This window comes from Intrasporangium sp. Soil_C_50 (genome assembly GCF_057656595.1).
In genome coordinates this window covers 1-22,978 of the sequence record NZ_JBDGKB010000016.1, presented here as the reverse complement: position 1 = coordinate 22,978, position 22,978 = coordinate 1, and the positions used below count along the sequence as shown (strand labels likewise).

Annotated in this window: 20 protein-coding genes; 4 read left to right on the top strand and 16 right to left on the bottom strand. The window is 74.2% G+C overall.

The features are described 5' to 3' along the window. Positions 1 to 95: 95 nt before the first annotated feature. The gene (gene aspS / locus AC3A5R_RS20880; RefSeq protein WP_487622694.1) at positions 96 to 1,925 is read right to left on the bottom strand and encodes an aspartate--tRNA ligase; all 1,830 of its coding nucleotides are present in this window, start codon (positions 1,923 to 1,925) and stop codon (positions 96 to 98) included. 128 nt (positions 1,926 to 2,053) lie between these two features. Between aspS and AC3A5R_RS20875 the strand changes: the two genes are divergently transcribed. Both AC3A5R_RS20875 and helR read left to right on the top strand, forming a co-directional pair. Continuing rightward, on the top strand, positions 2,054 to 3,139 hold the full coding sequence (locus tag AC3A5R_RS20875) for an acyltransferase family protein (RefSeq protein WP_487622693.1): 1,086 nt from the start codon (positions 2,054 to 2,056) through the stop codon (positions 3,137 to 3,139). A 150-nt stretch (positions 3,140 to 3,289) separates the two neighbouring features. Further along, positions 3,290 to 5,485 (top strand): RNA polymerase recycling motor ATPase HelR, encoded by a 2,196-nt coding sequence (gene helR, locus AC3A5R_RS20870; protein WP_487622692.1) that lies wholly within the window; start codon positions 3,290 to 3,292, stop codon positions 5,483 to 5,485. Positions 5,486 to 5,513: 28 nt separating this feature from the next. Here the strand turns inward: helR and AC3A5R_RS20865 are convergent, their stop codons facing one another. Then, complete coding sequence (locus tag AC3A5R_RS20865) at positions 5,514 to 6,428, bottom strand: LysR family transcriptional regulator (RefSeq protein WP_487622691.1); 915 nt, start codon at positions 6,426 to 6,428, stop codon at positions 5,514 to 5,516. Between the two features lie 73 nt (positions 6,429 to 6,501). On the opposite strand from AC3A5R_RS20865, the gene AC3A5R_RS20860 reads away from it, so the two are divergent. After that, positions 6,502 to 7,464 (top strand): EamA family transporter, encoded by a 963-nt coding sequence (locus AC3A5R_RS20860; protein WP_487622690.1) that lies wholly within the window; start codon positions 6,502 to 6,504, stop codon positions 7,462 to 7,464. On the opposite strand, the gene AC3A5R_RS20855 is transcribed toward AC3A5R_RS20860, so the two are convergent. From AC3A5R_RS20855 to AC3A5R_RS20790, 14 genes are all read right to left on the bottom strand, one after another. Further along, on the bottom strand, positions 7,363 to 7,785 hold the full coding sequence (locus AC3A5R_RS20855; protein ID WP_487622689.1) for a YchJ family protein: 423 nt from the start codon (positions 7,783 to 7,785) through the stop codon (positions 7,363 to 7,365). The two genes, AC3A5R_RS20860 and AC3A5R_RS20855, sit on opposite strands and share 102 nt — an antisense overlap. Positions 7,786 to 7,808: 23 nt before the next feature. Further along, positions 7,809 to 8,495 (bottom strand): NUDIX domain-containing protein, encoded by a 687-nt coding sequence (locus AC3A5R_RS20850; protein WP_487622758.1) that lies wholly within the window; start codon positions 8,493 to 8,495, stop codon positions 7,809 to 7,811. Between the two features lie 18 nt (positions 8,496 to 8,513). Next, positions 8,514 to 10,277 carry a CTP synthase gene (gene pyrG / locus AC3A5R_RS20845; protein ID WP_487622688.1) on the bottom strand — a complete coding sequence of 588 codons (1,764 nt, stop codon included), beginning with the start codon at positions 10,275 to 10,277 and terminating at the stop codon, positions 8,514 to 8,516. Between the two features lie 16 nt (positions 10,278 to 10,293). After that, on the bottom strand, positions 10,294 to 11,388 hold the full coding sequence (locus AC3A5R_RS20840) for a glycosyltransferase family 4 protein (protein ID WP_487622687.1): 1,095 nt from the start codon (positions 11,386 to 11,388) through the stop codon (positions 10,294 to 10,296). Then, positions 11,385 to 13,127 (bottom strand): murein biosynthesis integral membrane protein MurJ, encoded by a 1,743-nt coding sequence (gene murJ / locus AC3A5R_RS20835; protein WP_487622686.1) that lies wholly within the window; start codon positions 13,125 to 13,127, stop codon positions 11,385 to 11,387. Before murJ ends, AC3A5R_RS20840 begins: the two co-directional genes overlap by 4 nt. Beyond that, positions 13,124 to 13,972, bottom strand: coding sequence for a hypothetical protein (locus AC3A5R_RS20830; protein WP_487622685.1), 849 nt, complete (start codon positions 13,970 to 13,972; stop codon positions 13,124 to 13,126). Before AC3A5R_RS20830 ends, murJ begins: the two co-directional genes overlap by 4 nt. Beyond that, positions 13,969 to 14,913, bottom strand: coding sequence for a copper transporter (locus AC3A5R_RS20825; RefSeq protein ID WP_487622684.1), 945 nt, complete (start codon positions 14,911 to 14,913; stop codon positions 13,969 to 13,971). Before AC3A5R_RS20825 ends, AC3A5R_RS20830 begins: the two co-directional genes overlap by 4 nt. Further along, positions 14,910 to 16,091, bottom strand: coding sequence for a putative cytokinetic ring protein SteA (steA, locus tag AC3A5R_RS20820; RefSeq protein ID WP_487622683.1), 1,182 nt, complete (start codon positions 16,089 to 16,091; stop codon positions 14,910 to 14,912). Before steA ends, AC3A5R_RS20825 begins: the two co-directional genes overlap by 4 nt. Before the next feature lie 68 nt (positions 16,092 to 16,159). After that, positions 16,160 to 17,998, bottom strand: a complete 1,839-nt coding sequence (recN, locus tag AC3A5R_RS20815) for a DNA repair protein RecN (RefSeq protein ID WP_487622682.1) — start codon at positions 17,996 to 17,998, stop codon at positions 16,160 to 16,162. A gap of 10 nt (positions 17,999 to 18,008) precedes the next feature. Beyond that, a complete protein-coding gene (locus AC3A5R_RS20810) occupies positions 18,009 to 18,983 on the bottom strand; it encodes an NAD kinase (RefSeq protein WP_487622681.1) in 975 nt (324 codons plus the stop codon). After that, the gene (locus tag AC3A5R_RS20805; RefSeq protein ID WP_487622680.1) at positions 18,980 to 19,807 is read right to left on the bottom strand and encodes a TlyA family RNA methyltransferase; all 828 of its coding nucleotides are present in this window, start codon (positions 19,805 to 19,807) and stop codon (positions 18,980 to 18,982) included. The genes AC3A5R_RS20810 and AC3A5R_RS20805 overlap by 4 nt, the downstream gene beginning before the upstream one ends. Next, positions 19,804 to 20,124 carry a hypothetical protein gene (locus AC3A5R_RS20800; protein ID WP_487622679.1) on the bottom strand — a complete coding sequence of 107 codons (321 nt, stop codon included), beginning with the start codon at positions 20,122 to 20,124 and terminating at the stop codon, positions 19,804 to 19,806. The genes AC3A5R_RS20805 and AC3A5R_RS20800 overlap by 4 nt, the downstream gene beginning before the upstream one ends. 32 nt (positions 20,125 to 20,156) lie before the next feature. Then, positions 20,157 to 21,197, bottom strand: coding sequence for an HAD-IIA family hydrolase (locus tag AC3A5R_RS20795; protein WP_487622678.1), 1,041 nt, complete (start codon positions 21,195 to 21,197; stop codon positions 20,157 to 20,159). Next, a complete protein-coding gene (locus AC3A5R_RS20790; RefSeq protein ID WP_487622677.1) occupies positions 21,190 to 21,846 on the bottom strand; it encodes a tetratricopeptide repeat protein in 657 nt (218 codons plus the stop codon). Before AC3A5R_RS20790 ends, AC3A5R_RS20795 begins: the two co-directional genes overlap by 8 nt. Here AC3A5R_RS20790 and AC3A5R_RS20785 point away from each other — a divergent pair. Further along, positions 21,799 to 22,878, top strand: a complete 1,080-nt coding sequence (locus AC3A5R_RS20785; protein ID WP_487622676.1) for a hypothetical protein — start codon at positions 21,799 to 21,801, stop codon at positions 22,876 to 22,878. The two genes, AC3A5R_RS20790 and AC3A5R_RS20785, sit on opposite strands and share 48 nt — an antisense overlap. Positions 22,879 to 22,978 lie beyond the last annotated feature (100 nt).

The window sequence follows — 22,978 nt, the reverse complement described above, 5'->3', positions numbered from 1 at the left end:
CGGTGGACGTGGGCCGCCCCGTCCCGGGCACGGCGGAGGGCCGCCGTCCACGTGGACGGCGGCCCTCTGCGTCGGTGTCGGTTGTCCGGGAGCCGTCAGCTGCGGACGGGGCTCACCTCGGGCGCGCCCTGCGGGGCCGGGGCCGAGCCGGCCGGCTTGGCGTCGACGCCGGCCTCCTTGCGCTGCTGGGCCGTGATCGGCGCCGGGGCCGCGGTGAGCGGGTCGTAGCCGCCACCGGACTTCGGGAAGGCGATGACGTCGCGGATCGACTCGGTGCCGGCGAGCAGCGAGACGATGCGGTCCCAGCCGAAGGCGATGCCGCCGTGCGGCGGCGCGCCGTAGAGGAACGCCTCGAGGAGGAAGCCGAACTTCTCCTGGGCCTCCTCCTGCGAGATGCCCATGACCTGGAAGACGCGCTCCTGCACCTCACGGCGGTGGATACGGATCGAGCCGCCGCCGATCTCGTTGCCGTTGCAGACCATGTCGTAGGCGTAGGCGAGCGCCGAGCCGGGGTCGGTGTCGAAGGTGTCCTCGAACTCCTTCTTCGGCGAGGTGAAGGCGTGGTGCACCGCGGTCCAGGCGCTGTAGCCGAGGGCGACGTCGCCCGAGGCGGTGGCATCGGCGGCCGGCTCGAACAGCGGGGCGTCGAGCACCCAGAGGAAGCTCCAGGCGCTCTCGTCGATGAGGCCGCAGCGGCGCCCGATCTCGAGTCGAGCCGCACCGAGGAGCGCCCGGCTGGCCTTGGTGGCGCCGGCGGCGAAGAAGATGCAGTCGCCCGGCTGCGCGCCGACGTGGGCGGCGAGGCCGGCACGCTCGGCGTCGGTGAGGTTCTTGGCGACCGGGCCGCCGAGCTCGCCGTCCCCCTGGACGAGGACGTAGGCCAGACCCTTGGCGCCACGCTGCTTGGCCCACTCCTGCCAGGCGTCGAGCTGCTTGCGCGGCTGGCTCGCGCCGCCGGGCATGACGACGGCGCCGACGTACTCGGCCTGGAAGACGCGGAAGGTCGTGTCGCCGAAGTAGTCGGTGCACTCGACGAGCTCGTTGCCGAAGCGCAGGTCTGGCTTGTCGGAGCCGTAGCGCGCCATCGCCTCGGCGTAGGTCATCTGCAGGAACGGCGTGGTGAGGTCGACGCCGATGAGCGACCAGATCTCGCGCACGACCTCCTCGGCGAGCTCGATGACGTCGGCCTGCTCGACGAAGCTCATCTCGATGTCGAGCTGGGTGAACTCCGGCTGGCGGTCGGCGCGGAAGTCCTCGTCGCGGTAGCAGCGCGCGATCTGGTAGTAGCGCTCCATGCCGGCGACCATGAGGAGCTGCTTGAACAGCTGCGGGCTCTGCGGCAGGGCGTACCAGGAGCCGGGAGCGAGACGGGCCGGCACGAGGAAGTCGCGGGCGCCCTCCGGCGTCGAGCGGGTCAGGGTCGGGGTCTCGATCTCGACGAAGTCGCGGGCGCCGAGCACCTTGCGCGCGGCGGCGTTGACCTTCGAGCGCAGCCGGATCGCGGCGCCGGCCGAGCTGGCGCCCGGGCGGCGCAGGTCGAGGTAGCGGTGCTTGAGGCGCGCCTCCTCGCCGACCGTCACGCGCTCGTCGATCTGGAAGGGCAGCGGAGCGCTCGGGTTGAGCACCTCGAGCTGCTCGACGATGACCTCGATGTCGCCCGTGGGCAGGTCGGGGTTGGCGTTGCCCTCGGGGCGCACACGCACCTCCCCGGTGACGCGGACGCAGAACTCGTTGCGCACGTCGTGGGCGCCCCCCTCGGCGAGCACCTCGTCGCGGGCGACGACCTGGGCGACACCGGACGCGTCGCGCAGGTCGAGGAAGGCGACCCCGCCGTGGTCTCGACGACGCGCCACCCAACCGGTGAGGGTGACGGTCTGGCCTGCGTGGTCGGCACGGAGCGTGCCGGCCTCGTGAGTGCGGAGCACGGAGGATCCTTCCGAGGACGGGTGGGTTGCGACGCGAGGGGCCGCTGGGGTTCGGGTGGCCTCGCACGCGGTCGGCGTGCGGCACCGAGGTTTCATCCTAGACCGGGTCTGCCCCTAGCCTTGTCCGCGTGCAGCACACCCGAAACCGCGACCTCGACGGCGTCCGCGGCCTCGCGATCCTCCTCGTCGTGGCCGCCCATTCCGGGCTCCCGGTGCGCTGGGGTGGGCTCTCCGGCGTCACCCTCTTCTTCGTCCTGTCCGGCTACCTCATCACGAGCCTGCTGATCCGCGAGCACGACCGCTACGGCGTGCTCAGCCTCTGGCGCTTCTGGGGCCGTAGAGCGCTGCGCCTGCTGCCCGCCCTCATCGTCCTGCTGGCCGCCGTGCCCGTGCTGCTCGCCGCCACCCAGCCCTCCGCCCTGGCGCACTACCCCGTGCAGGCGATCGCCTCGATCCTCTACGTCGGCAACTACGTGCGGATCCTCGGCACCGACCTCGGGGTGCTCAACCACCTCTGGTCGCTGTCGGTCGAGGAGCAGTTCTATGTCATCTGGCCGGCGCTCTTCATCGTCATCGTCCGGTGGTTCCGCTCCCGGGCCATGACGATCGTGCTCACCCTCGCCGCGGTCGCGACCTTCTACAGCGTGTGGACCCAGGGCGCCTTCGCCCGGCTCGACATCTCCACCGAGACCAACGCCTTCGCCCTCCTGCTCGGTGTGGGCCTCGCGTTCGCCCTCGCGCAGCTCAAGGACCGCGGCATCAGCCTGCCCGCGACGAACCCGGTCGTACCGTTCCTCGTCCTCGTGGCGGTCTCCTCGTTCCCGGGCCGGGCGCTCTCGGTCGACCACCCGCTCTTCCGGCCGCTCGGTGCGGTCTTCGCCCTCATCGGCGTCTGGCTGGTCTACGCCGCGGTCCAGGGCCACTCGCGCCTCGTCGGCTCCCGGGTCATGGTGTTCTTCGGCACCATCAGCTACGCGCTGTACCTGTGGCACCAGACCTTCATCAACAGCAAGCTGCTCGGGGAGCACTCGACGCCCCGCAACCTCGTGCTCATCGCGGCGGCGATCGTCATCTCGTGGCTGTCGTGGGTGCTCGTCGAGAAGCCCTTGGGGCGGCTGCGCAAGCCGCTGCGCCTCGACCAGCCGTCACGGCGCCAGCAGGCGTCGCTCGAGGCCCGCGCCGCGACAGAGGAGGCGGCACCGGTCACGACCTGACCGCGCGCTCTGCCCCCCCACCAGGAGGGACGTCCCCTCCATCTCCAACGTACAACGCACCGGGGGTCTTGCGGCAAGGCCCCGGTCGTGGCGCAGAATCGCGGGCCGAGGCCGTCGAGGGGCGGCCCGGCACCGATCGGAGCTGATGCGTTGACCCCGCTGACCACCCACGCCTTCGACCTCCCGGACCGCCTGGCCCACAAGGCCGACCCGGCCCTCGTCGCCGCCGACGAGGCCCACTTCGCGGCGATCGCCGAGACCCTCGAGCGGACGGTCGACGACCTCACCGACCGGCTCGACGCCGCCCGGCGCGCGCCGGCGGGCCACGGCCAGACCGCGCTCGAGCGCGACCAGGAGGTGCACCGGCTCACGGCCCGGCTGCGCACCCTGCGTCGTTTCGGCCTCGACCTCTGCCTGGGGCGCATGGTGCCCGCCGGCGACGTGTCGGTTGGCGCCGAGCCGGTCTACGTCGGCCGTCTCGGGTTGACCGACACGTCCGGTCGGCGCCTGCTCGTCGACTGGCGCTCCCCCGCGGCCGAGCCGTTCTTCGGTGCGACGCACGCCAACCCGATGGGCCTGGAGAGCCGCCGCCGCTACCGCTGGACCCGCGGGCGCGTCAGCGACTACTGGGACGAGGTCTTCACGCCGGCGACGTTCGCCTCGCACGCCTCGCTCGACGACCAGTCGGCGTTCGTCGCCAGCCTCGGCGCGGAGCGCTCGGAGCGGATGCGCGACGTGCTCGGCACCATCCAGGCCGACCAGGACGCCGTCATCCGGGCCGGTTCGCGCGGCGCGCTCGTCGTCGACGGCGGCCCGGGCACGGGCAAGACCGTCGTCGCCCTGCACCGCACCGCCTACCTGCTCTACTCCGACCCGCGCCTCGGTCACCGCCGCGGCGGGGTGCTCTTCGTCGGGCCCCACGAGCCGTACCTCGCCTACGTCTCGGACGTGCTGCCGAGCCTCGGCGAGGAGGGCGTGCAGACGTGCACCCTGCGTGACCTGCTGCCGGAGGGGGCGACCGCGCGGCCCGAGCCCGACGCCGAGGTGGCCCGGCTCAAGGCGTCCGCCGACTGGGTCGGCGCGATCGACCGGGCGGTGCGCTTCTACGAGGAGACCCCCGGCTCCGGGCTCGAGGTGTCGACGCCGTGGGCCGACCTGTGGCTGTCCGCGGCCGACTGGGCCACCGCCGTCGCTGCCGTCGAGCCGGGCACGCCGCACCACGAGGCCCGCGACCAGGTGCTCGACGAGGTCGCCGAGATCCTCGTCGCGAAGTACGAGGCCGACCACGACCCCGACGACACCGACGACCCTGACGATACGGCCGCGTCGCCCGAGCAGCTGCGCCGGGCCGTGGTGCGCGACGAGGACCTGCTCGGGGTGCTCGGGCGGGCCTGGCCGAGCATCGACGCGTCCGACCTCGCCGGCGACCTGTGGACGGTGCCGGCCTACCTGCACCTCGCGGCACCGTGGCTCACCCTCGAGGAGATCCGCGCCCTCCAGCGTCCGGATGCGCAGGCGTGGACGGTGTCCGACCTGCCGATCCTCGACCTCGCCCGGCAGCGGCTCGGCGACCCGGGCGCGTCCGCTCGCCGCCGGCACAAGGAGGCGGCCCTCGCGGCCGAGCGCGAGATGCGGGCCAAGGTCGTCGAGCACCTCATCGCCTCGGACGACTCCGAGATGCACGTCATGTCGATGCTGCGCGGCGAGGACCTGGCCGGTGCTCTCGACGACGGGGACCTCGTGCCGCCCGCCGACGCCGACCTGCTCGCCGGGCCGTTCGCGCACGTCGTCGTCGACGAGGCCCAGGAGCTGACCGACGCGGAGTGGCAGATGCTGCTGGCCCGCTGCCCCTCGCGCAGCCTGACGGTCGTCGGCGACCGCGCGCAGGCCCGCCACGGGTTCACCGAGTCGTGGCAGGAACGGCTGGGGCGCGTCGGCCTCGACCGGGTCACGCTCGCCTCCCTCACGGTCAACTACCGCACGCCGAGCGAGGTCATGGCGCAGGCGGAGCCGGTGATCCGCGCGGCCCTGCCCGACGCCAACGTGCCGACCTCGATCCGCGAGAGCGGACGGCCCGTGCTGCACGGCACCCGGGCGGAGCTGGAGCCGCTGCTCGCGCGGTGGCTGGACGACCACGCCGAGGGCGTCGCGTGCGTCATCGGTGACGCGTCGTTCGCCGAGCGCCCGCGGGTGCGGTCGCTGACGCCGCTGCTGGCCAAGGGCCTCGAGTTCGACCTCGTCGTCCTCGTCGAGCCCGAGCGGTTCGGCACCGGCATCGAGGGAGCGGTCGACCGGTACGTCGCGATGACGCGGGCCACGCAGCAGCTGGTCGTGCTCGAGGGCTGAGCTCGTCGCGGGGCCGCCCGCCCGGCCCCTAGACCGGGGTGAGGTCCCGCGACGCCTCTGCCGCAAGGGATTCCACGGCCGCGGCGAGCGCGGGGCTGGCGGTCATGGTGCGTCGCCACACGAGGCTCACAGTGCGCTCGGACACGGGATCGACGATGGGTACGGCGACGACGGTCGAGGGCAGTGGCCCGCGGCCGAGCCGCGGCACGAGCGCGATCGCCTCGCCGTGCGCGACGAGCGCCACGTGCGTCGCGAACTCGAGGGCGACGTGCCCGATGCGTGGCGCCCGGCCGACGTCGAAGTACATCTTCTGCAGCCACTGGTGGCAGATCGAGCCGGGTGCCACGCTGGCCCACTCCTCGTCGAGCACGTCGCCGACCCCGATGCTCGTTCGGCCGGCCAAGGGGTGGCCGGCGTGGACGAGGACGTCGGCACGATCCCGGCCCAGGTGACGCACCTCCAGGTGGTCGGGGATCGCGAGCGGCAGCGGCTCCCAGTTGTGCACGAGCGCGAGGTCGTGCGCCCCCGACGCGACGGCGTCGACGGCGTCCCACGGGTCGATCTCGTCGGGGCGCAGCTCGACACCGGGGGCCGCCGCGCGCAGCCGGCCGAGGGCGCCGACGACGATGCCGCGGTAGGCGGTGGCGAAAGTCGCGAGGCGGACCGTGCCGACGGCGGCGCCGCTGACGCCGTGCAGGCGCGACTCGAGCCGCTCCATGTGCGAGAGCAGGTCGCGCGCCGACTCGCACAAGGTGCGCCCGGCCTCGGTGAGCAGGACGCCGCGGCCCTGGCGCTCGAGCAGCTGCACGCCGGTCTGGTTCTCGAGGCGCTTGATCTGCTGCGACACCGCGCTCGGGGTGTAGTCGAGGGCGGTCGCCGCCGCCCCGACCGACCCGTGGGTCTCGACGGCGACGAGCGAGCGGAGGGCGACCGGATCGATCATGCAGCAATGCTACACAGTGAGTGGCATGACAGTTTGATGGACGTGAACGGTTGTTGTCCCCGACGATGGGCGCATGCGCCGCCGTGACACCGCCCTCGCCGTCCTCGTCGCCCTGCTGTGGGGCACGAACTTCGTCGCGATCCGGACCGGCCTCGACTCGGTCCCGCCGCTGCTGTTCCTCGCGGTCCGGTTCGTCGTCGTCTGCATCCCGGCGGTGTTCCTCGTGCGGCGACCGGCCTTGCCGTGGCGCGACCTCGCCCTCATCGGTCTCTTCACCAGCCTCGGCCAGTTCGCCCTCCTGTACGTCTCGCTGCACCTCGGCATGCCGCCCGGGCTGGCCTCGCTCGTGCTCCAGGCGCAGGTGCTCCTCACCGTCGTCATCGCCGCCGTGTGGCTGCGCGAGCACCCGTCCACGGCCCAGCGCGTCGGCGTCGCCCTCGGCGGCGCGGGCCTGCTCACCATCGCGGCCGGTCGCGGCCTCTCCGCTCCACTGCTGCCGCTCGTCGTCCTCGTCCTCGCGGCCGTGTCGTGGGCCGTCGGCAACGTCCTGACCCGACGCGCAGGCGCGCTCGGACCGGGCTCGGGGCTCGGCGTCGTGGTCTGGTCGGGGCTCGTGGTGCCGCTGCCCGCCCTCGCGCTGTCGCTGCTGCTCGAGGGCCCGGACGCCATCGGGAACGCCCTGACGCACGTGCAATGGCCGGCGCTGGTCTCGACGGCGTACACCGCCTACCTGTCCTCGCTCGTCGGCTACGGCATCTGGAACACGCTGCTCGCGCGGTACCCCGTCGCGCGCGTCACGCCGTTCGCGATGCTCGTACCGGTCTTCGGGATGGCGGCCGCCGGGCTCGTCTACGCCGAGCGCCCGCACCCGCTCGAGCTGGCCGGTGGCGTCCTGCTGCTCGGCGGCGTCGCCGTGGCGGTGCTGCGCCGTCGGTCAGGAGTGGTCGCCGTCGACGTAGAGCCAGCGGCCGGCCCGTCGGGAGAACCTGCTGACCTCGTGCAGCTCACCCCGACCCGCGCCGCCGGGGCCGGCTGACCGGATCCCGCGGTCCTCCCACCACGCGACGAACTCGACGACGCCGTGGTCGTCCTCGGGCCCACCGTCCACGGTGCGCACGACGGTGAGGCCGGTCCACCGTGTCGACGGGTCGAGGTCGACGACGCGCGGACGCGTCCGCGGGTGCCACGTGCGGAAGAGGTGGTCGGCCGCGCCGGTGGCGAAGGCGGTGTAGCGCGAGCGCATCAGCTCCTCGGCCGTCGCGGCGAGACGTCGACCGTCGACGACGGGGCCGCAGCACCGGGCGAGGTCGAGGCCGCTGCCGCACGGGCACGCTTGTCCCCCGGTCGAACCCGTCACCTCGCGCACCCGGCCGCTGGCTCTCAACGCCGCGCGGCCTGGGCCTCGCGCGCCGGCCAGGCGGCGTCGCGCGGACGCAGCGAGGCCCAGCCGCCGCTTCGGGAGGCGTGCGCGGCGAGCAGCCCGACGAGCGTCGCCGAGTTGCTGATGCGCCCCGCGAGCGCGGCCTCGACGGCGTCGTCGAGCGGCACCCACAGCGGGCGCAGGGTCAGCTCCTCGGCGGTGCGCTCGTGGCGGTCGGCGTCGGGCACGTCGTGCAGCCCACGGGCCAGGAACACCCGGACCGTCTCGCCGAACGCGCCGGGCGAGGTGACGTCGTCGGCGAGGACGTGCCAGTCGTCGGCGAGCAGGTCGACCTCCTCGGCGAGCTCGCGGGCGGCGGCCTGCCACGGCGGCTCCCCCGCGACGTCGAGCAGCCCGGCCGGCAGCTCCCAGACGAAGCCGGTCGAGGCGTGCCGGTACTGCTGGATGAGCAGCACGTGCGGGGCGCCGCCGACCTCGCGCAGGGCGAGGACGGCGACGGCGCCCGGGTGCTCGATGTAGTCGCGGGTCACGACGCCGCCGTCGCCGAGGTCGACCCGGTCGCGGCGGACGTCGAAGATGAGCCCCTCGAAGACGAGCCGGGAGTCGACGACCGGGTGGCTGCGCCACTCCTCGACGACGTCCTCGCCCGAGCCGATCGGCGCGGACAGGCCGGAGCGGCCCGTCATGTCGGAAGGGCTCACGCGTCAGTCGTGGTCGACGGAGACGGCAACCGGCACAGGCGACCCGTCGGCCGGCGCGAGCTCGGGCGAGGCGTTCGAGGCGTCGGTGGCGGCCTCCGAGCGACGACGCTCCACCTCGACGAGCCGCTCACTGCGCTGACGCTCGAGGGCCGCGCCGATGAGGCCCGCGAAGAGCGGGTGGGCGCGGTTCGGACGCGAGAGGAACTCCGGGTGGGCCTGCGTCGACACGTAGTACGGGTGCACCTCACGCGGCAGTTCGACGAACTCGACCAGCGTGCCGTCGGGCGAGGTGCCCGAGAACACGAGACCGGCCTGCTCGAGGTCCGCGCGGTAGGCGTTGTTCACCTCGTAGCGGTGGCGGTGGCGCTCCTTGACCTCGGCCGAGCCGTAGGCCTCGCGGACCACGCTGCCCTCCTTGAGGGCCGCCGGGTAGAGGCCGAGTCGCATCGTGCCGCCGAGGTCGCCGGCGCCCTCGACGAACGCCTTCTGCTCCTCCATCGTCGCGATGACGGGGTGCTGGGTCTGCGGGTCGAACTCGGTCGAGCTCGCATCCGCGACGCCGAGCTCGGTGCGAGCGTACTCGATGACCATGCACTGCAGGCCGAGGCAGATGCCGAGGGTCGGCACCTGCTTCTCGCGGGCCCACGACAGCGCGCCGAGCTTGCCCTCGATGCCGCGCACGCCGAAGCCGCCGGGCACGAGGATCGCGTCGACGCCGCCGAGGGCGCGCTGCGCACCGGCCGGCGTCTGGCACTCGTCGCTCGCGACCCAGCGGATGTTGACCTTCGCGTCGTGGTGGAAGCCACCGGCGCGCAGGGCCTCGGTGACCGACAGGTACGCGTCGGGCAAGTCGATGTACTTGCCGACGAGCGCGACCTCGACCTCGTGCTCGGGGTCGTGCACGCGCTGGAGCAGCTGGTCCCACTCGGTCCAGTCGACGTCGCGGAAGTTGAGGCCGAGGCGGCGGATGACGTAGGCGTCGAGGCGCTCGCGGTGCAGGACCTTCGGGATGTCGTAGATGCTCGGGGCGTCGACGGCCGCGGCGACCGCGTCGACGTCGACGTCGCACATGAGCGAGATCTTGCGCTTGATCGGCTCCGGGATCTCGCGGTCGGCGCGGAGCACGAGACCGTCGGGCTGGATACCGACCTGGCGCAGCGCCGCCACCGAGTGCTGCGTCGGCTTCGTCTTCAGCTCGCCGCTCGGGGCCAGGTACGGCACGAGCGAGACGTGGAGGAAGAAGCTGTTGTCGCGTCCGATGAGGTGACGCACCTGGCGGGCGGCCTCGAGGAAGGGCAGCGACTCGATGTCGCCGACGGTGCCGCCGATCTCGGTGATGATGACGTCCGGGGCGTCGGGACCGCCGGTCGCGAGCGCCCGCATCCGCGACACGATCTCGTTCGTGATGTGCGGGATGACCTGGACCGTGTCGCCGAGGTACTCGCCGCGGCGCTCCTTGGCGATGACGTTGTTGTAGACCTGGCCGGTCGTCACGTTCGCGCTGCCGACGAGGTTGACGTCGAGGAAGCGCTCGTAGTGACCGATGTCGAGGTCGGTCTCGGCGCCGTCGTCGGTCACGAAGACCTCGCCGTGCTGGAACGGGTTCATCGTCCCGGGGTCGACGTTGAGATAGGGATCGAGCTTCTGCATCGTCACGCGCAGACCGCGCGAACGGAGAAGTCGTCCGAGGCTGGATGCCGTGAGGCCCTTGCCGAGCGAAGAGGCCACGCCCCCGGTCACAAAGATGTGCTTCGTCGTTTCCACCACGGGCTTTAAGTCTACGTCATCCGCGGAGCAGCTCGGTGTAACGCTCGGCCCACCGGCGCGCCTCGTCCTCCGGCGTGGCCCAGCGGCCAGCCTCGACGCGTGCCGTGAAGCCCAGGGCGTGGCGCGACGCGGGGTCGCGGAGCAGGCGGTCGACCTGATCCGCGAGGGCTGCGGCGTCGCCGACGGGCACGAGGACGCCGGCGTCGCCGACGAGACCGGGCAGCCCGCCGGTGCGAGGCACGACGACCGGCAGGGCGGCCGCCATGGCCTCCTGGACGACGAGCGCGCGCGCCTCCCACCGGCTGGTGAGGACGAACACGTCGGCGGCCCGGAGCCACACGTCGACGTCGCTGCGTCGCCCGACGAAGTGCACCGGGGCGCCCATGCTGTCTGCGTGGGCCTCCAGCGCGGCCCGCAGCCCGGCGTCGCCGTCACCGACGACGACCCACGTCGCCGGCTCCGTGGACGCGGCGGCGGCCTCCACGAGGGTGCCCAGCTGCTTCTGGGGCGCGATGCGGGACACCGTGAGCACGACCGGTCGGTCGGCCGGCACACCGGCGGACGCGAGCAGCTCGGCGCGCTCGCGGTGACCGAGGACGTCGGCAGCGAGGAGCGACGCCGTGCGCGGCGAGGGGACGTCGGCCGCCTCGACGCGTCGGGCGCCGAACGAGCGGGCGAGGTCGACGAGGTCGGTGCTGGCCCCGGTGACGAGGTCGGCCCGCCGCAGGGCCCACCGGACGAGGGTCCGGGCCGGCCGGCGCGTACCGGGCGGCAGGTCGTTGTGCAGCGAGACGACCAGTCGCGGGCGAGGACGGGCCCGGGCCGCCGCCACGGCCGCGACGACCGCAGCCTGGTGGCCGTGGGCGTGGACGACGTCGGCCCCGGACGCGAGGCGCATCATCCGGTGCCAGTCGAGCAGGCCACGCGGGGCACGCCAACCGTGGTGCACGGGCCACAGGGGTCGCGCGTCGGTCCAGCCGAGCGCGTCGGCGGTCGAGGCCGCCGTGACGACGACGACCTCGTGGCCGGCGTCGCGGAGCCCGGCGACGAGGTCGCCGACGTGGGCGCCGATGCCGCCGGTGGAGCGGCCGAGCACGACGAGGAACCTCATGGGGCATCCTGCCCGTCGACGGCCGTGGAGCCGGTGCTTGCCGGGGCGGGAGCCGCGCCCGCTCCCCCGACGCCCGGGCCGACCCGGTCCCGCCGCAGCCGGCGCAGGAGGGACGGGTCCACGGCAAGAGCCAGGCCCGCCATGAGGACGAGGGCGAGCAGTCCGACGGCGAGCCCGAGGACGAGGCTGGTACCGAGCGACCCACCCAGACCGTGGATCTCGAGCAGCCCCGAGACGCCACGACCCGCGAGGCCGGCCACGACCGCACCGACCGTCGTGGCGAGCACCGGCCGGAACGGCACGGCCAGCGCCCGCCCTCCCCACGAGGCAGCGACGAGGACGGCGAGGGCGACGGCGCCGAGGAGCAGGCCGGCGCTCGTCGACGCCGCGAGCACCCGCAGCGTGGTCGGCCCGCCCGCGTCGGAGGGGTTCAGCACCAGCAGGGCGATCACGGCTGAGGCGAGCCAGCCGCCGGCCGCGAGGGCACCGGCGAGCACGGCCGAGCCGCGCACGTACGACGCCCGGGTCAACAGGCCGATGACGGCGAGGCCGAGCACCGACGGCGCGAAGAGCGTCACGGCGTCCCCCATCGCGGCAAGGGTCTCGAGCGTCGCGTCGTCGTGTGATCCCGCGTCGAGGTTCGCGAAGAACCAGCCGACGGGACGGGCCACGGCCACGAGCCCGGCGACGCCGGCCACCCCGACGACGAGCGTCCCGAGCCAGGCCCGGCGCAGCGTCGCGACGGCGTCGGCACCGGCGTCGGGTCTGGCCGCGCCGGCCGCCCCGGCGAGCGACGGGAAGGCCGCGGTGGCGAGCGGGACGGCGAGCACGGCGTAGGGCAGGAGCGTCACGGCCTGCGCGTACGTGTAGACGTTGAGCGTGCCGGCGCCGCCGCGGTCGTTGGCCAACCGGATCACGACAAGGGTGGCAACCTGCTGCCCGGCGACGGCGAGCAGGCCGGCGACGGCGAGGGTGCGCACCCGCGACCCCACCCCGGCCGGGAACCGGAGCCGCGGCCGCAGCCGGATGCCCGCGCGGCGCACCGGCAGGAGCAGCGGCACGCCGAGGGCCAGCACGCCGAGCGTCGTGCCACCGGCCAGCACCGCGATCGCACCGCCGGGCACGGCGGGGATCTCGGCCGCCGGGTCGGCCACGAGCGCCCGGTAGAGCAGGTAGGTGGCGATCACGACGAGGCTCGACAGCAGCGGGGCGAGCGCCGGTCCGACGAAGCGTCGGTGCGCCTGGAGCACGCCGGCGAGGACGATGGCGAGGCCGTAGAGCGGCACCTGGGCGGCGAACACCACGAGCAGCTCGGCGCCGAGGTCGACCTCGGCCGCGCAGCCGGTGCCGAGCAGGGCCGACGCGATCGGACGGGCCGCGAGCGCGACGAGCAGCCCGAGGGGCACGAGGACGAGCACGACCCACGTGAGCAGCGCCGACGCCGTGGTGTCGGCGTCGTGCCGGGCCCCGCGGGCCAGGGCCCCGGCGACGAGCGGTACCGCGACCGCGGCCAGCACGCCACCGGCGGCGATCTCGAAGAGGACGTTCGGGACCGCGTTGACCGACTGGTAGACGCTGCCGACGCACGTCGCGCCCACCGAGTGGGAGAAGACGAACCACCGGCCGAAGCCGACGACGCGGGCCACGAGGGTGATGACGGCGATGGTTCCGGCCGCGGCGAACATGCCGGCGCCGGCGGCCCGCCCCCCGGCGGGTCCGCCCGTGGCCGGTGCGCTCACCGCGGGCCCCTGCCCCACTCGTCGACGGCGCGCAGCACCCGGTTGCCCTCGATGACGCGGGTGAAGCTGACGCGTTCGGAGGCGAGTGTCAGGGCCGTGAGGCCGGCGAGGGCGACCAGCCGTCCGGCCAGGCCCGAGCGTTCGACGACGGCGAGCCCGACCAGGGCTCCTGCGGCGTTCGCGCCCGTGTCGCCGAGCATCGAGCGGGCGGCCAGGTCGTCCCCGACGACCCCGAGGGACGCGCCGAGGGCGGCTGCACCGGCGGTCGTGCCGGCGAGCGGTGCAGCGGCGGCCACGGTGACCTTGAGGGCGCGGCCCGGGCGCAGGTCGAAGAGGTTGACGGCGTTGGCGGCCCCGGCCACCACGGCGCCCCCGACGAGCGTCGCGAGGGCTCCCCCGCGCGGACGGCGGCCGGCGCCGGACCCGTCGGACAGGGCGGCCGCGGCGAGGCCGGTGGCGGCGAGGCCGACGACCTTGACGGCACCGGTCGTCACCTCGCCGCGGCGCAGGGCGGCGAGGTGGCCGCGCAGGCCCTTGTCGGCCGTCCCCCCGGCCAGGTCGTCGAGGGCTCCGAGGGCACCCGCCGCTCCGGCCGCGACCGCTACGGCGGCCCGGTGCGCCGGGTTTGTCGGACGCACGGCCGGCGCGAGTGTCGCGCCCGCGAGCGCGCCCACGACGAAGGCCGGCCCCTCGAGGAGGGTGACGGTGCGACCGGCGTGGTTGGTCCGTTCCCAGGGCTGTGCGAGCGGCCGCGGGAGGTGGCGCCCCGCGCGGCTCGTGGCCCATGCGGCGGCAGCGGAGGCGGCGACGGCGAGGAGGGACTCGCCACGTCGCCCGGCCGTCACGGAAGCACCCTCGGCACCGTCGCCGACGCGCCGGCCGAGATGCCGTAGTGGCCGACCCGGTTGTCGAGCAGGCCCTCGACGGCGAGGACGACGACGGCGGGGCCGTTGCCCGCGCGGGCGTGGTCCACCGTGGCGACGACGTCGGCGGTCTCCGACTTCGAGCGGACCGCCGCCACGGCGTCCGACGACGCGGGCTGACCGGCGGCCGCCACCGGCTCGCCGCCTGCGACGACGGTGCCGTTGGAGCCCGACGCGAGCCCCGAGACGATGGAGCGGATGTCCTCGCTGCGGGTGTCGACGGCGGCCTGCGTGCCCGCGAAGTCGCCGGAGACCACGACGGCGAGGTCGGCGGGCGCGAGGTCGGCGGCGCTGCTGTCGACGAGGCCGGCGTCGGTGAGCACCTTGAGCGCGGCCGTGCGCTGGGCCGAGGACGTCGTCTCGGTGCGCGACACGAGCAGGTGCGTCAGCACATCGTCGAGCAGCGCGTCCCCCGAGGCGGTGGTGTGCAGCCCGAGAGCGGCCGCCGACGCCTTGGCCGCCTGCTCGCGGTCGGCGGCCTGGGACGGGTCGAACCAGTCCTGGCTCACGGTGACGGTCCCGGTGCTCGTGGCCCCGCTCTGCGGGACGACGTTCTCGAGGCTGTCGGCGAGCGTGCCGTCGGCCGACGGGAGCACGACGGTGACGACCCGGTGGCCGGTCAGACGCCCCTGCACGACACGCGGCTGGACCGCGGTCGCGTACTCGTCGGAGGCCTCGACGAGCTTCTCGCTCGTCGTCAGCTTGTCGTTGAGGGTCTGCTTCTCCGAGCGGAGCGCGATGACCTGGTCGCCGAGGGTGTCGCCGATCGTCGACTGCAGCGGCCCGGCGCCGAGGACGATGCCGACGGCGAGCGCGAGGAAGATCGAGATGATGGAGACGAGGTGGTAGCGGAAGTCGATCACGTGAAGATCCCAACGATGGCGTTCCAGAGGTCGTCCCAGCGTGCGGCCACGACCTGCAGCCACGCCTCCCCGCCGGGCGTCGCCGCGAGCGCGGCGAACAGGGCGAGCAGCCCGGCGATGCACATGGCGACCAGCAGGCGTCCCGGGATGCGCGCGCGGTAGAGGCGGCTGACGCCCTTGGCGTCGACGAGCTTTCCACCGACGCGCAGGCGGGTCAGGAAGGTCGACGCCTGCCCGTCGCGGCCCTTGTCGAGGAACTCGACGAGCGTGACGTGCGTGCCGACGGCGACGATGAGCTCGGCCCCGGCGTCGTCGGCGAGCAGCATGGCGACGTCCTCGCTGGTGCCGGCGGCCGGGAAGACGACCGGCTCGATGCCGAGGGCCTGCACCCGGGCCAGGCCGGGCGCGCGGCCGTCGCGGTAGGCGTGGACGACGACCTCGGCACCGCACGTCAGCGCCTGGTCGGACACCGAGTCCATGTCGCCCACGATGAGGTGGGGCTTGTGCCCGGCCTCGAGGATCGCGTCGGCGCCGCCGTCGACCCCGATGAGGACGGGCCGGTACTCGCGGATGTAGGGCCGCAGCGTCTCGAGGTCCTCGCGGTAGTGGTAGCCGCGCACGACGATGAGGCAGTGCCGGCCGTCGATCTCGGTCGTGATCGGCGGGATCCCGATGCCGTCGAGGAGCAGGTCGCGCTCCTTGCGGATGAACTCCATGGTGTTCGTCGCGAAGGCCTCGATCTGCACCGCGAGGCCCGCTCTTGCCTCGTGCATGTCCGCCGCCACGGCCTCGGCGTCGAGGAGCCGGCCGGTCGCGACCCGGCGCTCCCCGGCCCACAGGTCGTCGCCGTCGAGGCGCAAGGATGCGCCGTCCTCGAGGTCCATGACGTCATGGCCGGCCGCGTCGAGCAGCGGGATGCCCGCCTCGACGAGGATCTGCGGGCCCAGGGTGGGGTAGCGCCCGCTGATCGACGCCGCGGCGTTGACGACCGCGGCCGGGCGGGCCGTCACGAGGGCGTCGGCACTGACCTTGTCGAGGTCGGTGTGGTCGATGACGGCGATGTCGCCGGCTTGCAGCCGCTTCGTGAGGTTCTTGGTGCGCCGGTCGACGCGCGCAGGACCGACCACGCCCGGACCGGAGTCGGGGACGTGGCCGCGGCGGCGGATGGAGATCGACATGGCAGGGCAATCCTTCCACGTCGGCCCGAACCCGCCGTCACGGCCGGTCGGCGCTGGGACGACGCGGGTCAGGACGCCTTGCTCCGCTCCTTCGACCGGCCCGTCGCGCGCCGCTTGCCTGCGGTCGACGCGGCTCGGCCGCGTGCGGGCTTCCGGGTGGCCTCGGCGCGGGCCGACGCGGTCTGCTCGAGGAGGTCCTCGGCGTGGGCCAGGCCCGCCTCGGAGTCGGGGTCGCCACCCATCATCCGGGAGAGCTCACGCAGCCGGTCCGGGCCCTCGACGGTGCTGACGCTGCTCGAGGTGACGCGTCCGTCGTCGGCCTTGTGCACCACGAGGTGTCGGTCGGCGAAGGCCGCGACCTGGGCCAGGTGGGTGACGACGATGACCTGGGCCTGCTCGGCGAGGGCCGCGAGCCGAGCGCCGACGTCGAGCGCCGCGCGGCCGCCGACCCCGGCATCGACCTCGTCGAAGACGAAGGTCGGCGGTCCGGACGTCGCGGTGTGGGCGCCGACGACCTCGAGCGCGAGCATGACGCGCGACAGCTCGCCACCGCTCGCGGCTCGGGCGACGCTCCTCGGCTGGGCGCCGGCGTTCGCTGCAAGGAGGATCTCGACCTCGTCGATCCCCGTGCGGGACAGGCGCACCCGGTCGCCGGCCGGAAGCGGCGTGCCCTCGGGGTCGGTGCGGTGGCGAACGTCGACGGCGAGCACCGCCTTGCCCATGGACAGGTGGGCGAGCTCGGCCGAGACGCGGGTCGCGAACTCCTGCGCGGCCGCGCGCCGGGCGTCCGAGAGCGCGACCGCGGCCGCGACCAGCTCGGCCTCCACCGCATCGAGCTCGGTGGCCAGGCCCGCGACCCGGTCGTCGGCGCGGACGAGCTCGTCGAGGCGCGCGGCAGACCGCTGTCCCCACGCGAGCACCTCGTCGACGGTCTCGCCGTACTTGCGGGTCAGCGCGCCGAGCGAGGCGCGCCGTTGCTGGACGAAGGCGAGCCGCTCGGGGTCGAGCTCGACGTCGTCGAGGTAGGCGGCCAGGTCGGCCGAGAGCTCGGTGACAAGCGTGCCGACCTCGTGCAGCCGTTCGTCGAGGCCGCGCAGGGCCTCGTCGTGGTCGGTGGCCGGTGCGAGTGCCGACCGGGCGCCGGCGATCAGCTCGCGGACGTTGGGGGCCGACTCGGCGGCGAAATCGTCGCCGCTGAGGTCGGCGAGGGCCTGGCCGGCCGCGAGGCGCAGCGTGTCGGCGTGGGCCAGCCGCTCGTCCTCGGCACGCAGGGCGAGGTCCTCCCCCGGCTGGGGGTCGACGGCCTCGATCTCCTCGAGGGAGGCAGTCAGCCCGTCGATCTCGCGGGCGCGCTCGCGCGCCTCGCCCACGAGCCGCTCGTGCTCCCGACGCGTCTCGCGCCAACGGTCGTGCAGGGCACCGACGCGGTCGCGCAGCTCGTGGAGGGGAGCACCACCGAAGTCGTCGAGAACCTCCCGGTGGGCGTCGCCCTGCTTGAGCCGCCACTGGTCGGCCTGGCCGTGCACGGCCACGAGCAGCTCGCCGAGGTCGGCGAGCACCCCCACCGGGGCGGTGCGGCCCCCGACGTGGGCGCGGCTGCGACCCGACGCCGCGATCGTGCGGGCGATGACGAGCTCGCCGTCGTCGTGCTCGGCGCCGGCGTCGTCGGCCCGCACGAGCGCGGGGTGGTCGAGCGGCAGCTGGACGACGCCCTCGACGAAGGCGGAGTCGGCGCCCGCGCGCACGAGCCCGGAGTCGGCGCGCTCACCGAGCAGCAGCCCGAGTCCCGAGACCACCATCGTCTTGCCGGCACCGGTCTCGCCGGTGAGCACGTTGAGGCCTGGACTGAGGTCGAGGACGGCCTCGTCGATGACCCCGACGCCGCGGATCCGCATCTGGCTGAACACGGGACCCACCTTAGGGCCGGGCACCCCCAACGGCCGGGGGCTTGTCCCCCGACAGGCCCGACGCGTCGATCTGGCCGGGCTGCACGGCATCGCCGTTGCCCCGCCAGCCCTCGACGGAGAGGTCGAACTTGGCCACGAGCCGGTCGGTGAACGGGGCGCGGCTCAGCCGGGCGAGGCGGACCGGGCGGATGCCCTTGCGCACCTCGATCCGGGCCCCCGGCGGCAGGGCGACGTGGCGGCGGCCGTCGCACCACATGACCCCGGACCCCTCGGTGGCCGCCTTGATCTCGATCGCGAGGTGGGAGTCCGGCCCGAGCACGAGGGGACGGGCGAAGAGCGCGTGCGCGGCGCTCGGCACGAGGAGCATCGCCTCGACCTGGGGCCAGATGACCGGGCCACCGGCGGAGAACGCGTAGGCCGTCGAGCCGGTCGGCGTCGAGACGATGACGCCGTCGCACCCCCAGCTCTGCAGCGGACGGCCGTCGACCTCGATCGTCGCCTCGAGCATCCGCTCGCGGGCGGCCTTCTCGACACTGACCTCGTTGAGCGCCCAGCTGCTGGCGATGAGCTCTCCGTGCAGCTTGGCGTCGACGTGCAGCGTCATGCGCTCCTCGACGGCGTAGTTGTTCGTGGCGATGTGCTCGACGGTGGCGTCGAGGTCGTCGCGCTCGGCCTCCGCGAGGAAGCCGACGTGCCCGAGGTTGACGCCCAGCAGCGGCACGTCGACGCGGCGGGCGAACTCGGCCCCGCGCAGGATCGTGCCGTCACCGCCGAGGACGACCACGAGGTCGCACCCCTCGGCGACCTGCTCCTCCTTGGAGGCGACGTGGACGCGGGCGCTGTCCTTGAGGTCGAGGGCCTCGGCCTCCTCGGTCTGCAGCGACACGTCGATGCCGAGGTGGGTCAGGCGCTCGACGACCCCCTTGGCGACCGCCAGCGCCTCGGGTCGGCGCGGATGGGCCACGAGCAGGATCCGACGCGTCACGGCGCTCCTTCCGGGTCGAGGGCCTCCAGCATGTCATCGACGCGGTCCGTTCCGGCCTCTGGGTCTGTGCCGGGTGCGGGCCTGGGTGCGGGCCTGGGCGCGAGCCAGAAGAGGAACTCGCGGTTGCCGTCGGTTCCGGTGATGGGGCTCGCCGTGGCACCGTGCAGGTGCAGCCCGAGCCGCGCGGCCACGCCCGCCACGTCGCGCAGCACACGTCGGTGCTCGTGCCGGGAGGTGACCACGCCCTTGTGCCCGAGCCGCTCGCGCCCGACCTCGAACTGCGGCTTGACGAGGACGACGAGGTCGCCGTCATCGGTGACGAGCGGGCGCATGGCCGGCAGTGCGATGGCCAAGGAGATGAAGGACAGGTCGGAGACGACGAGGTCGAACGGCCCACCGAGGTCGGCGGCGTCGACGTCGCGGATGTTGGTCCCGGGCAGGTCGCGCACGCGCGGGTCCTCGGCCAGGGACACGACGAGCTGGCCGTGCCCGACGTCGAGGGCCGTCACGTGAGCGGCTCCGTGCTCGAGCAGCACCTGGGTGAAGCCGCCGGTGCTCGCGCCGACGTCGAGGCAGCGACGGCCCTCGACCGGCACCGTCCACGTGTCGAGCGCGTGGAGCAGCTTGAGCGCAGCCCGGCCGACCCAGCGGTCGGGTTCGCGCGTCAGGGTGATCGTCGTGTCGTCGTCGACCGGCGCGGACGCCTTGACGGCCGGGCGGCCGTCGACGAGGACGCTCGCGGCGTCGACGAGCTCACGGGCCTGCGCCCGGGACCGGGCCAGCCCTCGTCGGACGAGCTCGGCGTCGAGCCTGCGGGCGCTCACGCCTCGCCGAGGCCGCCCAGCCGGCCCTGCAGGAGCCGGTGGGCGCGCTCCCCGGCCTCGATGCGCGCCTCGAACGAACCCGCCTGTGCCACAGCGAGCTCGGCCATCGCCTCGTCGATAGCGGTGTCGCCGGTGGCCGGTGCCTCAGGCACCGGCCGCTCGTCGAAAGCCGGCTCGAAGGGCACCCCCGCGTCGTCCCCGGTTTCGGTGGTGTCGACCTCGTTCGCCGGCTCGAAGGACGTGACGTCGCTCCCGTCCCGATCGAGCTCGGGCGTGGTTTCGTCCGCGTCGGCCTGTCGGGGTTCGTCGCCGAACATGTCGTCCTCCGTCGTCGTGGGTGCCGCTCGGGTCAGGCTAGCGGGTGACCCGCCGCGAGGCCGTCGAGGCGGGCCCCCGCGTCGGCGAGCACTGCGCCGGCGTGGCCGGAGTCACGACGCTCCACGAGGGCCGCCAGCCCGGCGCGCAGCAGGTCACCGCGGTCGGTGCCCGCCTCGACCACCTCGAGGTCGTCGCCGTGCAGGCGAACGCGGCTGGCACCGCACGACCAGGAGTCGTGCTCCCGGCTCGGCAGCTCGATGTGCGCAAGGAGGTCGGAGAGATGACGCACGACGACCGTCGGGCGCAGGTCCGTGTCGAGCAGGTGGCTGGGGCGATCGACGCCCGTGAGCACCCACGCCGAGTCGGTGCCCGCGGCGCGGGCGCCGGCGATATCGGTGTCGAGCCGGTCTCCGACAGCGAGCACCTGCGAGGGTTCGGCCCCGAGCCGGGCGGTCGCGAGGTGGTACAGCGGCGCGTGCGGCTTGCCGACGACATCGGGTCGGCGACCGACGGCCGACGCGAGCAGGTCGACGTACGCCCCGTTGCCCGGCGCGTCGCCCCACGGGAGGGGCAGGGTCGCGTCGTCGTTCGTCGCCACCCACGGGGTGCCCGAGCCGAGCAGGCGCGCGGCCCGCTCGAAGTCGAGCACGCTCAGGTTGCGACCGAAGCCCTGCAGCACGGCCGCGCACGACGTGTCCCCGCGCTCGTCGAGCTCCTTCGGAGCGACCGGCCGCAGGCCGGCACGCTCCAGCGCCTCGGCCACACCGGGGCCGCCGAGGGCGAGCACCGGCGAGTCCGGGTCCAACATGGACGCGAGCCGTTCGGCGCCGGCCTGGGCACTCGTGACGATGTCGTCCGCGCCGCCGGGAGCACCGAGGCCGGCCAGCTGGGCGGCGACGTCGGCCGGCACCCTGGAGGCGTTGTTCGTCGCGTAGACGACGGCGACGCCGCGGGCAACGATATCCTGCAAGGCTTTCGGCGCACCGTCGACGGCGTCGTCACCGCGGTAGACGACACCGTCGAGGTCGCAGACGACTCCGGTGTAGCCGTCGACGAAGGCCTGCTCAGTCACGCTCGCGCGGGCCGTCCGGCTCGGGGTCGGCGTCGACGTCGGCGTCGGCGCCGAGCTCGTCATCGTCGTCGTCCTCGCCCTCGAGCAGGTCGGTCAGGTCGATCCCGTCGAGCTCCTCGAGGCGCTCGGCGGCGTCGGTCGTCAGGTCGTGATCGGCGTCGGCAGCGCGGGCGAACCACTCGCGAGCCCCGTCGGCGTTGCCGGCACCGAGGAGGGCGTCGGCGTAGGCGTAGTAGAGGCGTGCGGCGAGCGGTCGGTTGGGGTTGACCCGCTTCACGAGGTCGGACAGACCCGCGGCCGCGGCATCGAGCTGGCCGAGGTCGCGACGGATGCCGGACACGACGATCGCGAGCTCGACACGGTCGTCGACGGCGAGGTTCTGAGCCTCCGGGGTCTGGGCGAGCTCGAGAGCCTTGGACAGGCGGCCCAGGCCGCGCTCGCAGTCGACCATGAGCGGCAGCAGGTGGCTCGAGCCGGACAGCCGGCGAACCGTGCGGAACTCGCCGAGCGCCCGGGCCCAGTCACCCATGCGATAGGCGACGAGGCCGAGTGCCTCGCGGGCGGCCGGCACCCGGCCGGCACGGCGGACGGCCGTCTCGGCGTGCGCGAGGGCTGCCTCGACGTCGACGTCGAGCAGCTCGGCCACCATGACGAGGTGCTGGGCGACGCCCTCGGCGTTCTCCTTGGACAGGGTGCGCAGCTGGTTCTTGACGCCGCGGTCCAGCTCGTAGCCCGTGACGCCCTCGGGGATGGCCGGCTCCGGCTTGCGCGGGGACTTCGGCGTGAGCCGCGAACCCCCGCGCTGCTCCGGGGCGCGGTCGTCGCGGCGCGGCCGCCCGCCCGAGCGGTCTCGGTCACGGTCGCCACCGTACGAGGGACGGTCGCTGCGTCGGTCGTCGCGGCGGTTGCCGCCGGAGGAAGGTCGGTCGCCGTCGCGGCGGCGGTCACCGCCGTAGGAAGGACGGTCGCTGCGTCGGTCGTCGCGGCGGTTGCCGCCGTAGGAAGGTCGGTCGCCGTCGCGGCGGCGGTCGCCACCGTAGGAAGGACGGTCGCTGCGCCGGTCGTCGCCGCGGTTGCCACCGTAGGAAGGTCGGTCGCCGTCGCGGCGGCGGTCGCCACCGTAGGAAGGTCGGTCGCCGTCGCGGCGGCGGTCGCCACCGTAGGAAGGACGGTCGCCGTCGCGGCGGCGGTCGCCACCGTAGGAAGGACGATCACTGCGCCGGTCGTCGCCGCGGTTGCCGCCATACGAAGGTCGGTCGCCATCACGCCGGCGGTCACCGCCGTAGGAAGGACGGTCACTGCGCCGGTCGTCCCCGCGGTTGCCACCGTACGAGGGGCGGTCGCTGCGCCGGTCGTCGCCACGGCTGCCGCCATACGAAGGTCGGTCGCCGTCGCGACGGCGGTCGCCACCATACGAGGGGCGGTCGCCATCACGGCGGCGGTCGCCACCGTTCGAGGGGCGGTCGCTGCGTCGGTCGTCGCGACGGTCTCCACTGGGCCGACCGCCTCGGTCGCCACCGGAGCGGCGCGGGCCGCCACGGCGGTCGTCGGAACCGCGGTCGTGGGAGCGTCGCCGGTCGTCGTCGCCGTACTGGTCGCTCATGTCGTCATCCTTCCGCGCCGGCCGCGCCGACGCCACTTCCTGGGCACAAAAAAGGGAGCGCCCCAGTCGGATCAATGAAGTTCCGTCTGGGGCGCTCGACCAATGTGTGTCCGGCTGCGTCCTACTCTCCCACACCGTCACCAGTGCAGTACCATCGGCGCTGAAGGGCTTAGCTTCC

Coding starts and splice junctions, on each gene's coding strand:
- AC3A5R_RS20865 (WP_487622691.1), bottom strand. CDS start 6,428: ATGATCGATCCGGTCGCCCTCCGCTCGCTCGTCGCCGTCGAGACCCAC.
- AC3A5R_RS20860 (WP_487622690.1), top strand. CDS start 6,502: ATGCGCCGCCGTGACACCGCCCTCGCCGTCCTCGTCGCCCTGCTGTGG.
- AC3A5R_RS20850 (WP_487622758.1), bottom strand. CDS start 8,495: ATGACGGGCCGCTCCGGCCTGTCCGCGCCGATCGGCTCGGGCGAGGAC.
- AC3A5R_RS20840 (WP_487622687.1), bottom strand. CDS start 11,388: ATGAGGTTCCTCGTCGTGCTCGGCCGCTCCACCGGCGGCATCGGCGCC.
- steA (WP_487622683.1), bottom strand. CDS start 16,091: ATGTCGATCTCCATCCGCCGCCGCGGCCACGTCCCCGACTCCGGTCCG.
- AC3A5R_RS20800 (WP_487622679.1), bottom strand. CDS start 20,124: ATGTTCGGCGACGAACCCCGACAGGCCGACGCGGACGAAACCACGCCC.
- AC3A5R_RS20790 (WP_487622677.1), bottom strand. CDS start 21,846: ATGGTGGCCGAGCTGCTCGACGTCGACGTCGAGGCAGCCCTCGCGCAC.